At 47.5% G+C, this 13,669-nt stretch carries 13 protein-coding genes; 3 read left to right on the top strand and 10 right to left on the bottom strand.

Annotated features, from left to right (window positions below):
* Nucleotides 1-66: 66 nt before the first annotated feature.
* From tdh to ACNKW2_RS13355, 4 genes are all read right to left on the bottom strand, one after another.
* Nucleotides 67-1,092: an L-threonine 3-dehydrogenase gene (gene tdh / locus ACNKW2_RS13340; protein WP_336568910.1), complete on the bottom strand. Its 1,026-nt coding sequence runs from the start codon at nt 1,090-1,092 to the stop codon at nt 67-69.
* A gap of 48 nt (nt 1,093-1,140) precedes the next feature.
* Entirely contained in the window at nt 1,141-2,337 is a 1,197-nt protein-coding gene (locus ACNKW2_RS13345) for a glycine C-acetyltransferase (RefSeq protein WP_336568909.1), read from the bottom strand.
* A 186-nt stretch (nt 2,338-2,523) separates the two neighbouring features.
* Nucleotides 2,524-3,081 carry a D-glycero-beta-D-manno-heptose 1,7-bisphosphate 7-phosphatase gene (gmhB, locus tag ACNKW2_RS13350; protein WP_419149015.1) on the bottom strand — a complete coding sequence of 186 codons (558 nt, stop codon included), beginning with the start codon at nt 3,079-3,081 and terminating at the stop codon, nt 2,524-2,526.
* Nucleotides 3,074-4,126, bottom strand: coding sequence for a glycosyltransferase family 9 protein (locus tag ACNKW2_RS13355; protein WP_419149016.1), 1,053 nt, complete (start codon nt 4,124-4,126; stop codon nt 3,074-3,076). The genes gmhB and ACNKW2_RS13355 overlap by 8 nt, the downstream gene beginning before the upstream one ends.
* A gap of 124 nt (nt 4,127-4,250) precedes the next feature.
* Between ACNKW2_RS13355 and ACNKW2_RS13360 the strand changes: the two genes are divergently transcribed.
* Nucleotides 4,251-4,964: a 3-deoxy-D-manno-octulosonic acid kinase gene (locus ACNKW2_RS13360; protein ID WP_419149017.1), complete on the top strand. Its 714-nt coding sequence runs from the start codon at nt 4,251-4,253 to the stop codon at nt 4,962-4,964.
* A gap of 5 nt (nt 4,965-4,969) precedes the next feature.
* Here the strand turns inward: ACNKW2_RS13360 and hldE are convergent, their stop codons facing one another.
* Genes hldE through ACNKW2_RS13375 form a run of 3 tightly spaced genes read right to left on the bottom strand, consistent with a single transcriptional unit; the run spans nt 4,970 to nt 8,493 of the window.
* A complete protein-coding gene (gene hldE / locus ACNKW2_RS13365) occupies nt 4,970-6,418 on the bottom strand; it encodes a bifunctional D-glycero-beta-D-manno-heptose-7-phosphate kinase/D-glycero-beta-D-manno-heptose 1-phosphate adenylyltransferase HldE (protein WP_419149018.1) in 1,449 nt (482 codons plus the stop codon).
* Nucleotides 6,415-7,011, bottom strand: coding sequence for a D-sedoheptulose-7-phosphate isomerase (locus ACNKW2_RS13370; protein WP_336568904.1), 597 nt, complete (start codon nt 7,009-7,011; stop codon nt 6,415-6,417). Before ACNKW2_RS13370 ends, hldE begins: the two co-directional genes overlap by 4 nt.
* A 36-nt stretch (nt 7,012-7,047) precedes the next feature.
* The gene (locus tag ACNKW2_RS13375) at nt 7,048-8,493 is read right to left on the bottom strand and encodes a capsule assembly Wzi family protein (RefSeq protein ID WP_419149020.1); all 1,446 of its coding nucleotides are present in this window, start codon (nt 8,491-8,493) and stop codon (nt 7,048-7,050) included.
* Nucleotides 8,494-8,638: 145 nt separating this feature from the next.
* Here ACNKW2_RS13375 and waaA point away from each other — a divergent pair, with 145 nt between their 5' ends.
* Nucleotides 8,639-9,901: a lipid IV(A) 3-deoxy-D-manno-octulosonic acid transferase gene (waaA, locus tag ACNKW2_RS13380; RefSeq protein ID WP_419149021.1), complete on the top strand. Its 1,263-nt coding sequence runs from the start codon at nt 8,639-8,641 to the stop codon at nt 9,899-9,901.
* A gap of 3 nt (nt 9,902-9,904) precedes the next feature.
* The gene (locus ACNKW2_RS13385) at nt 9,905-10,447 is read left to right on the top strand and encodes a DUF1415 domain-containing protein (protein ID WP_419149022.1); all 543 of its coding nucleotides are present in this window, start codon (nt 9,905-9,907) and stop codon (nt 10,445-10,447) included.
* 14 nt (nt 10,448-10,461) lie between these two features.
* Here ACNKW2_RS13385 and ACNKW2_RS13390 read toward each other — a convergent pair whose 3' ends face one another.
* Genes ACNKW2_RS13390 through ACNKW2_RS13400 form a run of 3 tightly spaced genes read right to left on the bottom strand, consistent with a single transcriptional unit; the run spans nt 10,462 to nt 13,533 of the window.
* Nucleotides 10,462-10,782 carry a YdbL family probable chaperone protein gene (locus tag ACNKW2_RS13390; RefSeq protein WP_419149023.1) on the bottom strand — a complete coding sequence of 107 codons (321 nt, stop codon included), beginning with the start codon at nt 10,780-10,782 and terminating at the stop codon, nt 10,462-10,464.
* A 9-nt stretch (nt 10,783-10,791) separates the two neighbouring features.
* Nucleotides 10,792-10,971 (bottom strand): YnbE family lipoprotein, encoded by a 180-nt coding sequence (locus tag ACNKW2_RS13395; protein ID WP_419149024.1) that lies wholly within the window; start codon nt 10,969-10,971, stop codon nt 10,792-10,794.
* A gap of 3 nt (nt 10,972-10,974) precedes the next feature.
* The gene (locus ACNKW2_RS13400) at nt 10,975-13,533 is read right to left on the bottom strand and encodes an intermembrane phospholipid transport protein YdbH family protein (RefSeq protein ID WP_419149025.1); all 2,559 of its coding nucleotides are present in this window, start codon (nt 13,531-13,533) and stop codon (nt 10,975-10,977) included.
* Nucleotides 13,534-13,669 lie beyond the last annotated feature (136 nt).

Below are 13,669 nucleotides of genomic sequence, written 5' to 3' on the forward strand. Positions count from 1 at the left end.
ATAAGCCGCCCTATTGTTTCTCTGCGCGGCCCCTTTTGTCTTAGTAGCAACGCTTGCTTAAGAGGCTTAATCCCAGTTCAGGATCACTTTACCAGAGCGTCCAGAGATCATTGTATCAAAACCCGTTTGGAACTCATCAACGTGGAATTGGTGAGTAATAATCGGCTCTAAATTCAAGCCAGACTGAATAAGACTTGCCATCTTATACCAGGTTTCGAACATTTCACGGCCATAAATACCCTTAATAACCAATCCTTTAAAGATAACTTGGTTCCAATCAACGGCCATATCCGCAGGCGGAATACCTAACATAGCAATTTTGCCACCGTGGTTCATGCTATCAAGCATGGCAGTAAAGGCAGAAGGTACCCCTGACATCTCTAAACCAACATCAAAGCCTTCCGTCATACCTAATTCGGTCATCACGGTATCAAGGTTTTCATTGGCAACATTGACCGCTCGGGTGGCGCCCATTTTCTTCGCCAGCTCCAGTCGGTACTCATTAACATCGGTGATCACCACATGACGGGCACCAACGTGTTTAGCAACCGCTGCGGCCATAATGCCGATGGGGCCGGCTCCAGTTATCAATACATCTTCACCCACTAGATCAAACGACAGTGCCGTATGTACAGCATTACCAAATGGGTCAAAGATTGACGCTAATTCGTCGGAAATATTGTCTGGGATCTTAAACGCGTTATACGCTGGGATAACTAAGTATTCGGCAAATGCCCCTTCACGGTTGACACCAACACCGATGGTGTTACGACATAAGTGAACTCGGCCCGCACGACAGTTACGACAATGACCACAAGTGATATGGCCTTCTCCAGAAACACGGTCGCCGATAGTAAAGCCACGAACTTCCTGGCCCATATCGACCACTTCACCAACGTATTCATGACCCACGACCATAGGCGTAGGAATGGTGTTTTGTGCCCACTCATCCCATTTATAAATATGCACATCGGTACCACAAATTGCTGTTTTGCGGATTTTAATTAATAGATCATTGTGCCCAACTTCCGGTTTTGGCACATCTGCCATCCAAATTCCTTCTTCGGCTTTCAACTTGGATAATGCTTTCATAGTGTTCGCTCATTAGCTGCACCGGCAAGAAGCCGGTGACATTGGTGATTAAATTACGCCTAAATCTTTACCAATTCGAATGAAGGCTGCGATTGCTTTATCAAGCTGCTCGGTGGTATGAGCCGCTGAAATTTGCGTACGGATCCGCGCCTGACCTTTAGGCACAACCGGATACGAGAAGCCAATCACGTAAATACCTTCAGCCAACAGCCTGTCTGCCATTTCTGAAGCCACTTTGGCATCTCCTAACATCACCGGAATAATGGCATGATCTTTACCTGCACAGGTAAAACCAGCCGCTTCCATTTGCTCACGGAAATACGCGGCGTTATGCCAAAGCTTAGCACGTAATTCATCACCTTCTTTCATCATATCCAACACCTTGATGGATGCGGTTACAATAGAAGGTGCCAGTGAGTTGGAAAATAGGTAAGGACGCGAACGTTGACGTAACCACTCGACAATTTCTTTTTTGCCTGAAGTATAGCCACCCGATGCCCCACCAAGTGCTTTACCTAAAGTCCCCGTGATAATATCAACGCGATCTAATACGCCGCAGTATTCTGGCGTGCCACGACCATTTTCACCGACAAAACCAACCGCGTGAGAGTCATCAACCATTACCAAAGCATCGTACTTATCGGCCAAGTCACACAGTGCCGCTAAGTTACAAATAACACCGTCCATTGAGAAAACGCCATCAGTGGCAATTAGCTTGGTTTTCGCACCAGCTTCATCGGCAGCAATAAGCTGCTGCTCTAGATCCGCCATGTCGTTATTGGCATAACGGAAACGCTTGGCTTTACACAGACGAACACCATCGATAATCGAAGCGTGATTTAATGAATCGGAAATAATGGCATCTTCCGGGCCCAAAATGGTTTCAAATAGGCCGGCATTGGCATCAAAGCAAGAAGAATACAAAATGGTATCTTCGGTTTGTAAAAACTCGCTGATTTTCGCTTCTAGGGTTTTATGAATATCTTGCGTGCCACAGATAAAACGCACTGAAGCAACACCAAAGCCATGCTCCTCAAGACCCGTTTGCGCTGCTTTAATTAATTCTGGGTGGTTAGCTAAACCGAGATAATTATTAGCACAAAAGTTAATGACGCTCTCGCCTGATGAAACTGCGATCTCAGCCTGTTGCTGAGAAGTAATGACGCGTTCTTTTTTATACAATCCTTCAGCTTTGACTTGTTCAATCTGCTGCTGAAGCTGGCTGTAAAAGGCCGATGCTCTCATCTGGAGTCTCCATTTTTGCACGGTGGCAAGTGCCGCAGTTGCGACTTTGCCAGTAGTTAACGCTTGAACACCAAGGTGTTACAAGAAAATTAGCATGCGCAAGGTGACCCCCCTGCACATAAAAGATAGGGGTATTTTAAAAGGTTCAGACAATAAATGCACGATTTGCGATGACTGCCCCCCGCATTAACCTGCACTTGTTAAAATACAGTTTGGCACCTGCTGTATTGAATCACAGACAAAATCAGCCAAATCATGCTCCTTGGCATTAACGCTTTGTCCTGATTTAACCAGTACAGTGGTGTTTATTGCCGCGGCCCGTGCCGCGGCAATATCTGATAGTTTGTCGCCCACCATCACGCTGTGTGTAGGATCGATATTATGTTCAGCGATGGCCTGCAGTAACATACCCGGCTCAGGTTTACGACAATCACAGTCAACCTTATATGGCGCAACGGCTTTTTCGGGGTGATGCGGGCAAAAATAAACACCTGAGATATCAATCCCATGAGCGGAAAACTGCTGACACATCCAGTCACTGAGGGCATGGAACTGTTGCTCATCGTAGTAACCCCGACCAATCCCCGACTGGTTAGTCACCACAATAATCTTATAACCTGCGGCAACAAATGCTTGGCACGCGGTAAACACGCCCTCGATAAATTCAAAGTCTTCAACCTTGTGAACATAGGCATGGTCGACATTGATCACGCCATCACGGTCAAGAAACAGTGCTTTATTCATGGTTTGTTATCCCCTGCTCTTTTACCACTCGATTAAACATAGCAATCACCTCATCAACGTCGATTTGCGCCATCAGATCGGCGCCTTTAACCCGGGTTCCCCAAGGCAATTGGGCAGCCGTTTTGCCTTTTTGTGCTAGCAGGTTGCTATGATACACCTCGACCACATACTGCTGAAATAAATACGGCCCTGTGCGCGCTGGGTTAGAATGGGCATACAGACCAATCACCGGTGTACCTACTGTCACTGCCATATGCGCAGGCCCAGTATCAGGCGCCAGTACTAGTTGTGCTTGTTGTAGTACGCAGAGCAAGGTTTTTAAATCGGTTTTGCCCACTAAGTTGAGTAACTCACTTTGCGCATGCTGGCAGATTGCTGCGGCCAGCTCTTGTTCAAGCGCCGTTGGCCCTCCGGTGATCACCACTTGAAAGCCTTGGTCACTGGCATGATCGGCAAGGGCGGCATAGCGCTCCGGCAACCAGTTACGCTCAGCTTTACTGGCGGCAGGAGAAATAACAAATACTTTGCCTTCTGGAAGTAGCGCTCTGGCCTGCTGCTGATGCTGCTCTGTTACCGGCATCTGCCAACTGGGCTCGCCACATTCCGCGCCAATTGCTCGAGCAAAGTGTTGAAACCCTTCCAGCACATGAGGCGACTCCTGCTTTGCTATACGGTCATTTATAAACAGGCTGTGAAGCTCTTTCGAGCGGCTTTTATCGAAACCTATTTTTCTCTTCGCAGGGATCATTCGAGCCACTAGGTTTGCTCGCAAGGCCACCTGCATGTGCAGCAAAACATCAAACTGCTGCCCTTTAAACTTGGCTTTTAGTGCCTTAAAGGCGGCTTTACCCTGCTTTTTATCAAATACCACCAACTCCACACCGGGCAGATCCGCTAACAGCATGGCCTCTACTTTGCCTATTACCCAAGTGATTTTAGCTTGTGGGTGGGCACGCTGAATGGCCTGTACCGCAGAAACGGCATGACAAACATCGCCAATGGCGGAGAGCCGAAGAATACAAATAGAACGAATGGCTTGTGGCACAACAAATGCTCTTATGAATAACAACAAGCGCTTGATCTTAAATTAATCAATCCAGTTTGCAAGTTTCACTGCTGAGTAAAAATCGCTAGAATGACGGCCATGTCTTTTTTTGAGTGCTTTTAAAGTGGAAATCATTAAACAGCCCAGTGGCTTTTTGCTGTTACCAGATCAGGCGAATTACCAGATCACTTCAGAGTATTTTTCGCCGCAGTATTGGCAGCGTAATAACGCCGTAGTAGACAGTAAACAAGGCCGCGCAACCGCTTGGTTTGTCCGCTTTAACCAGCACATTGCCGTGCTTAAACACTACTATCGTGGCGGCTTAATTGGCAAAATACTGAAAGATCAGTATTTATACCTTGGCGTTGAACGCACCCGGGTATATCAAGAGTTTGCCTTGTTGGAACAACTGCAAGGGCATAACCTTCCGGTGCCAACCCCTCTGGCGGCGCAAATCACCACCTTTGGCTGTGTCTATCGCGCCGATATTCTCACCGCCGCCATACCAGGTGCCACCAGTGTCTGTGAAATTTTACGCCAGCGCCAGCTCACGGCAGAAGAGCTCGACAGCATTGCCAACTGCATCGCGCAGTTTCACCGCCACGGCGCCTATCATGATGATTTAAATATCAATAATATCTTGTTTGCAGAAGATGGTAAGGTCTATTTGATTGATTTTGATAAGGGTAAATTAATCCCCCCGGAGCGCGCTTGGCAAGACGATAATTTGGCAAGGTTGGAGCGTTCGTTCAATAAAGAGGCTGGCAAGTGGCCAGCCTTTCATTTTGATGATAAGCAATGGCAGGCCCTAAAACAGACCTACCTGGCAGCGCGTTAGTGGTATCAATCTTTTTGTAACCGCGCTTTGGCGATCACATTCGATGTTGAGCAGCCATCTAAAAAGGGCAACACTTCCACCTTACCACCGAGGTTGAGAACATGCTCAGCGCCAGCGATTTCAGAGACTTTATAATCTCCTCCCTTAACCAAAATGTCTGGGCTTACCATCTCAATTAATTTGGCTGGGGTGTCATTTTCTTCTAGCGCACCAAATGGGATCACCCAGTCCACAGAGGCCAGCGCTGATAGCACCATGGCACGCTCTGTGAGTGAGTTAATCGGTCGCTCAGGACCTTTTAAGCGCGCAATGGACTCGTCATTATTAAGCCCCACCACTAATCGGTCTCCCATGGCTTTAGCTTGGGCTAAATAACGGACGTGTCCGGCGTGCAAAATATCAAAGCAGCCATTGGTAAATACGATGGTTTCACCGTTTTGTTTGGCAAATGAGATGTGCTTTAACACTTCCTCAAATGGGGTTTGGTAATGTTCGCCCGTTTCGCGAAGGTATTGCCCCAATTTACGGCTTAATTCCTCTGGAGAAACCGTGGCTGCGCCAAGCTTGCTTACGGCAATACCGGCAGCAATATTGGCTATCTCAACCGCCTCTTTAGGCACCATGCCAGCGGCTAGCATGGTCGTGAGTGTCGCAATGACGGTATCTCCAGCGCCGGTGACATCGCTGACTTCTTGCACTTGCGCAGCAAAGTCATGCTTTTCTGTGGCGGTTATCAATGACATCCCTTGCTCTGAGCGTGTGAGTAACATGGCGCCGATACCAGCTTGCTGTAACAGCTTGCGGGCACTGCTTGTTAGCGCTTCTTCACTGCTGTCATCTCCCCCAGCCAAGCGGAATTCATTGAGGTTTGGGGTAATATAATCCGCACCTCGGTAGCAGCTTAAGTCGCTATTTTTGGGGTCAATGAGCACGGTTTTACCCGCCGCTTTGGCCACCTCAATCATCTCACTGATGGCGCTTAACGCGCCCTTATTGTAATCGCTGAACAACACAAAGTCGTAGTTGTCCACTTCCTGTTTTAAGCGCTGCAATAGTAATTGGCTATGCGAGCGGCCAAACGGCTCTTCGAGGTCTAACCTGACCATTTGTTGATGGCGGCTGATCACGCGCATTTTTGCAATAGTGGGCAGCTCAACTACGTTCACTAAGCTTGAGGTGATATTTTCTTTACTTAATATTGCCTCTAAGTTTTTGCCATTGTCGTCTTCGCCAATTAATCCCAGCAGCCCGACCTTGCCATCTAAATGGGCGATGTTTTTAGCGACGTTAGCAGCGCCACCGGCCTTGTCTTCCAGTGCACTGACCTTGACCACAGGCACCGGAGCCTCTGGCGAGATCCGCTGAGTATCGCCATGCCAGTATCTATCGAGCATGACATCTCCCACCACTAGGACTTTTGCTTGATTTAGCTGTTGTAGCGCGTTCAGGTTCATGCGTTTTGCTCCGCCTCAACCAGCATATCAACGGCTTCACAGAGCCAGTGACCGATGAACATATGGGCTTCTTGGATGCGGGCGGTTTCATCGTTAGCAATAATAATAGGTAATTTGGCAATGTCTTTGACTTTGCCACCGTCACGGCCCGTTAAAGCAACCGTGTAGGCACCAATATCATTCGCCGCCTTAAGGGCCAAGTTAATATTCTCACTGCTACCAGAGGTAGTTAAACCAATCACCATATCTTCAGGTTTACATAAAGCCTGCACTTGACGTTCGAAAACGCTGTCAAAGTGATAGTCATTGCTGTGTGCGGTTAGAATCGAGGTGTCTGTGGTTAAGGCAATGGACGCCAGTGGCCCACGCTCTAACTTGTAACGCACCACAAATTCAGCTGCGAGGTGCTGAGCATCGGCAGCACTGCCGCCGTTTCCAAACCAAATTACTTTACCACCAGCAGTGAGAGTGCTTTGACATGCCTCTAGCAACTCCACACACTCTTGATGATAATTCGCCATCGTTTCAAAGACATCGACATGGCGTTGTAAACTCGACAAGTAGCTCTGGGCTACTTTTTCATTCAATGACATAAGAATTCCTAAACTGTTTATGCTCTTCCCGCGTTGTTACCAGTATACATGCACTGACAACCATGTGTAATTTTCCCCAAAGACATCTTTACCTAAGGTTAATTTGCTCTCTACTTGTTTTTGGTAAAACTCGCCGATGTGCGCCAGTTCTAGTTCATAGCCGCGCTCATACTCTGCACCCAGTTCACCTAACTCATTCAAATAGTTGCTGTCATTATCAACCAGCGATATTTTCGCCCGCCACAACGACCTAGGTGTGCTTTGGTACGTCCCTTCTAGTACGTGAATTTGCGATGGTGCGCCATCATCAAACTGGCGCTGATTGGCAGCAAAGTGGCCAACGCCAAAGCCGCCAATGGTATTGCCTCGTGTTTCATAGATCTCATTGACGTACCACAAGCTCTCCATATCGGTGAACTCATAGCGCAAGGTCGTGTTATGGCTCAATTTGGGCAGATAAACGCCCAGATTCACCACCGTATTACCAAATAAGTAGTTCTTATGGTTATTGGTATCCTCGCCGCCATATTCAAGATACCACTGTGCCGGCATGCCCCAGTCCGTGGTAAAGCTCGAAGTGATGGAAGCCCATTGATCCCCCAGCTCGTCATCTTGACCTAAAGACCCGGTTTTATTGTCATTACCCACAGGATCAAAGTAGGCCTTAACCACATCTTTAAAATCGACTTTGCGTGGCCCACCACCAAATTGCATCACGCGATTGATGCCTATTTTCCAGCCTTGGATAGGTTCCACGCTAAAATGGGTACCGGCAAGTTTCGGCGTACCATCGTGTAAGGTGCCTTGATACTTGATGCCGTCATTGACGTGCTCTAATTCTGAATAGAACAATTCAAAGTCAAAGTTCCACCAATTTGGAATTGGAATAACCAGCCCCAAAGACGCAGACAAAGACGGCTTGGCATTAGTTGAAAACACTTGTGCAGAGTGTTTAAAAGGTGAAAACCAGTGTTCTTTGTAGCCTAAATTGAGCTGCAAATTACCATAGGAAAGGCCATAAAAAGTATTATAGGCAACGAGTTTATTGCTGTCTGCGCGATATTCAGCCCCAAGTTGGAAAATACTGGCATCGCTACCACGATATACCCCAGCGAGGCCTAATTGAGCATACTCACTACTGCTATTGCCGCGGTCATTGGCAAGTTGCTGTGACTCCCCAGAATCGAGCCGCAGAGTTATGGAGCGCTGAGTGATAGCGTCTGCTTGTAAGTATGGCGCTATGCCATCTGTGATACTGCGATGCAGCTCACCATCAATGCTTTTTACCTTGTCTAAGTGCCTTTTTACCACACTGATACGGTAGGGTTTTGCCATAGGCGTGCCCACCGTTAAGGCGAACATTTTATCAATTTGGTATTCTAATAACGGATCTTTGCCAATGGCTAAGTAAGCCGTTGGACTTGCCACAGCAAAGCCTGAAACCAATAGGCCAACAGCGGCCAACGTACGAACTAATTTCATCTTGTCATTCCATTACTTTTTATGCCTGAGATACTACCAAACACAGGACCGCTCGGCACCTTTTCAACTGTGTAAAATTGTCTTGAGGTTCCATTTTATCACTTGTTCAAGGTAAAATACGGCTTTTCAGGTTCAAAGCAAAACCATGGCACGCTTTTTTTATTCATTATTACTCCTTTTGTTAGCTCCACTGCTGCTGGGTTACCTCTATGTACTGCGTGGTAACAAGAACCCAGGTTATCGCCGTTACTTTTCTCAGCGTCTCGGCTTTGGCCTCAGTCACCTGCCACAGCATGGCCTTGTTATCCATTGTGCCTCAGTAGGTGAAGTGTTAGCAGCCACCCCATTAATCAAAGCATTAAAGCAAGATAACCAAGCCATTATCATTAGTTGTAATACCCCAACCGGGCGCGCCGAGATCAATAAGGCTTTTGCTAATGATGTTGATATTCAGGTGTGTTATTTGCCTATCGACTTTGCCTTTGCCATGCGCCGCTTTTTAACTCGGTTGCAGCCCAAAGCCGTGATCGTAATGGAAACAGAGCTTTGGCCCAATCTATTTCACTATGCCAAGCAGCAAAATAGCCGCATTATGGTTGTTAATGCGCGACTCTCGCACAACTCATTTCAAGGGTATAAGCGCTTCTCAGGTTTAAGCCGTCAGCTAATGGACAACATCGATTTATTGGCCGCCCATGATCAAAGCGATGGCGAGCGTTTTATCGCTCTTGGCTTAGCAAAAACAAAACTCGCTATCACCGGCTCGGTGAAGTTTGATATTAGCTTGGCTGACAATGACGTTAAACGCGCACAGCAGTTGCGCCAGCAGTTGCAGCCACGCCCAGTTTGGCTTGCCGGCTCCACTCACCCAGGTGAGCATGAACAAGTCATAGCCGCACATCAAGCGTTACAAAAGCATCATCCGGATGCGTTATTAATTATTGCCCCTCGCCACCCAGAGCAATTTTCAGCGGTTGCTGAGCTGCTAGAAGAGCAAGGGCTAAGCTTTACTCGCCGCAGCCAACAAGACATTAACGCCGCCACTGAGGTACTACTAGCAGATACCCTGGGGGAATTAAAATGGTTGTTTGGTTGTGCTGACGTTGCCTTTATTGGTGGCAGTTTGATCCCCCGCGGTGGCCATAACCCCCTTGAAGCCGCGGCCCATAGTAAAGCCATTATCAGCGGACCCCATACCTATAATTTTGCCCATATATACCCACAATTAATTGCCCAACGTGGTGCTCTAATCGTAGCGGATGAACAGCAACTAGGTGAGCAGTTAATGACACTCTTGAGCAGCCCAGAGCAAAGTGCTGAACTTGGCAACAATGCCGCTCAGGTGCTACAAAAAAACACCGGTGCCATTGCCAAAACGGTACAGCTGATACAAGGTAATTTGGAGTAAGCCATGCAACAAATTGAACAAGCCATGCGCAACTGGGTAAGCCAGGTTATTGTAAAATATAACTTTTGCCCATTTGCACGGCAAGAAGTAGAAAACCACAGTGTGTATTATCATATTTCAGCTACCCACAGTCATGAAGATGCCGTATTAGAGCTGCTTTCACAATGCAGCGAGCTCGACAATAACCCTGAACGGGAAACCACCTTGGTGGTTTTTGCTGAAGGCTTTAAAGACTTTGCGGAATTTTTAGACTTGGTTGATTTAGCCAATGCCCTGCTGGTTGCTCAAGGCTTTGAAGGCACTTACCAAATCGCCAACTTCCATCCCGACTACGTGTTTGCCGACAGCGATGACAATGATCCAGCAAACTACACCAATCGTGCTCCCTACCCTGCGCTGCACCTTATTCGTGAAGCCAGTATGGCTGAAGCGTTAGCTGAGTACGACGACCCTGAGAGTATTCCCGACAACAACATTCGCCTTGCGCGCAGAAAAGGCGAAGCTTTTTGGCAGCACTTATTAAAACAGTGCCACCCCAGCGATTAAATAGTCACTGCGTGTTATTTCTTAACCCAGCGACCGTTCACTTGAATGTAGTGGCCCGCCTGGGTTTTGGTGTAAGCCTTTTTCGCAGCTAATGCCTCGACCTGAGCCAAAGTAATGCCATTTTGCTTAGCCAGTTGCTGGTACTTTTCTTTGCGTTTAGCATTGACCTCATCAACCAACTGCTGCACTTCAGGGCTGGCTTTGACAACGCCCAAATAACCCGACATCGTCTCACCCACCAAACCTTGTGATTTGGCACTGTCTAATGACATAGCTAAAGCCGCAAAACTCATTGCGACACCAGCAAGTAAACTCATTAATGATTTAAGCTGCATAAGTCCTCCTTAGAATAACTCACTTTCTTCACTGAATAGATCATCCAGCTCTTTATCCACTTTTACTCGGATCTCATGATCCACTTTGACATTGAGATTAATGGTAATCGGCTCTTTGGTTTCAACCTGAACCTTGTGTGTGCATCCACTGAAAATCAGCAATGCCGTTACTATCAGCATCCATTTCATCGTCTAACGCTCCTCTTTATTTAGCGCCTTTTCTACTTCGCGAGTAATTTCGTCACTTAGCCGTAAGGCTCGTAATAAGGTAAACACATTTTCAGAGTGTGTATAGTTGAAGTTGACCGGTTGTTGTTGGCGTTTATTAATGCCAGCAATTTTGACATCTAAGTCGAGCCAACCATCTGCCCCTAAGGTCACGCCACTGTTTAACTGCTCTATAGTGAGTTCATCCAGAACAGTAATTACGGTTTTTAAACTCGGTTGCTGTTGTTTCAGTGCATTAATCGAGGCATTTTCTTGCACTTTTAGTAAGCCCCCACCAACGTTGCGAACCTCGCCTGCGGTTATTTCTATTCCAGCATCGGATGCCTGCACAGCCAGCTCTCCCGAAATTAATCCTTGCAGTTCGACACCAGCATCTCGGCCAGCCTCGGCCAGTAAGCCTAAGCTAAGCTTGTCGAGCGTAACATTAAAGCGCTGTGGCTGCTCTGATAACTTAAGCTCATCAATGTTTAGCGTACCGGCAAATATGTCGGCACCTATATTTCGTAGCCTTGGCTGGTTGTTTTCACTGCTTAATTCTGCGTGAATGTTTTCCAACACCACTCCACTTCTGATTTCAGCAATATTCAGTGTGCTAGGCTGCAGTTGAATTGCCGCTGAACTAAACCGGCCTTGGCTGCTAAGCTGGCCATCACGCAGTAACTGCTCATTGGCTAATATTTCGGCCCCTTGAACATTGGCATTAAAGTCAAACACACCAACATGCAAATCTCCCTGCAACTGTAATGAAAATTCGCCCTTAGTCACTTGCGCATCAGGTAACCTGGGTGTGATGTAGGGCTGCAGTTTAGTTAAGGACTGCAGCGGTAGCTGCAACTTTACTAAGTGCTGTGAAGAGGAATACTGCTGCTCTAGCCAAAGTTCGATGCCATCTATGGTGACGGCATGCTCGGCCACCACGCCGCGATTTTGCTTGCCAGTTGTTGCTATCGCAATGCGTTTGGCCGTGATGTCAGATTGGCTAATTGCAGCAATCTCAGTGTTGCCAGTAAACGATGAGAAAATTTCTCCAGGGGCTAAATTGCCACTCCAATGCAGTTGCTGTTGTAGCCCCTTCACTTGTGTGTTTTGCCAATCGATATGCTCACTGCCAAGGGCTAAATCGATGATAAAGTCTTGGTTTGGAGCCAGGGTTAAGGTCGCGTTGATAGTATTGTCGCCAGCATTGATATCAGAAGTCATCAGCGCTGATGCTTGTGAGTCAATTTCAGCTTTAAAATGGATCCCCTCGGGCAGTACACGGTGTAACCTCAGACCATTACCTACACGAGCGATATCAACCTCAGTTTGCAACGACAGCGTCGTCGATAGCTCTTTTGCTACTTTGTCTGCCAGCGCCATTTTTTGCGAGGAGAGTTGAGTGTCAGCCTCCAGCGTTAACCGCTTGCGCGGATCGCCTTGCACACTAAATTGACTATGGGCCGCTACCTCTGTGGCATTAAATTGCTTGGCCAAGCGCAGCTTATCCTGCTGATAATGCCAATCCCCTTGCACCTCAAGGTCATTGGCTTGCCACTTAAGCTGCGCCGACATCTGGTGTGCACCTAGCTGGCTACTTTGCAGCTCTAGCATCACCTCACTGCTGACTGAGGCAGTTCCTAGGTCAACAGCGCTGCTCTTTGCCTTTAACTGAAAATCTCTGGTTTCACTTTGCAGCTCTAGCAAGGGTGCCATTAGCAATTGTTTCTCGATACTGAGTCCCTGAGCGGCGGTGAGTTGAAAACTCCCACTTACATCACCTAGCCAAGCAAGTTCACTACTGCAATTATTTTCAGGGAGTAATTCAATGGGCGCTTGCCAACTTACTTCCCCGCGCTGCTGTTTAAGGTGATATTGAGCGCTAATTTGCCCTTGATAAGACGCATTAATACGACAATGAGGTAATGCCAACTGGGCATAAATAGTAGGCGTAACTTTGGCCACTAGCTGGGCGTCACGATAAGTCGTGTTTAACTGACCACTTAATTGGCTAATGGCACTTGGCAACTGCTTTTGAATCGCTTCACTACTGAGATCTATCTCGGCGTCAATGGCGTTGGTGCTGAGTGTGATTTCTGCATGCACATCGCCCTGCAAGCGAAATTGATTCGCTGCGACTTCCTCGACTGCCACGGTAATTGGCGCAGGCAATGGTTCTGCGGTAACACTGAGTGAATTTATAGATAGCAGCGGCCGGGTAACATCAAGCGGTAATGATAGCGCTTGGGGAGGTGTGGCGGCTGAATTATTAGCTGATTGAATAGCCAGCGTCATGGCTTCGATGTCGATGGCTTGCCAAGACAACTTTACATCAGACAGCCGTGCTGATACTTGAGGGCTTGTAATGCACACTTCAGGGGCGGTGATCTTGTCGATGTCACTTATATGCCAATCTAGGCAAGTCATTTCAAGGTCATCCGTGGCAAACAGGCGCTCCACAACCGCGATTGTCAGCGGCACTCGTGCAATGTATACAATGAACATCAACACCAGCACAGTCAATAAGGCACCGAGCCACTTTTTCATATTATCCTTTCTCCGTCGTTATACCAACGCGCCTAATGAAGTAAGCCATGTGCGGGAGTAAGTATTAATGCGGATTGGTATGTTTCCCTCCTCAGTGTACCTGATGACCCAACAACTTGCATCACTGAGCCGCCAG

Source organism: Pseudoalteromonas 'SMAR' (assembly GCF_048515945.1).
Classification (GTDB): Bacteria; Pseudomonadota; Gammaproteobacteria; order Enterobacterales; family Alteromonadaceae; genus Pseudoalteromonas.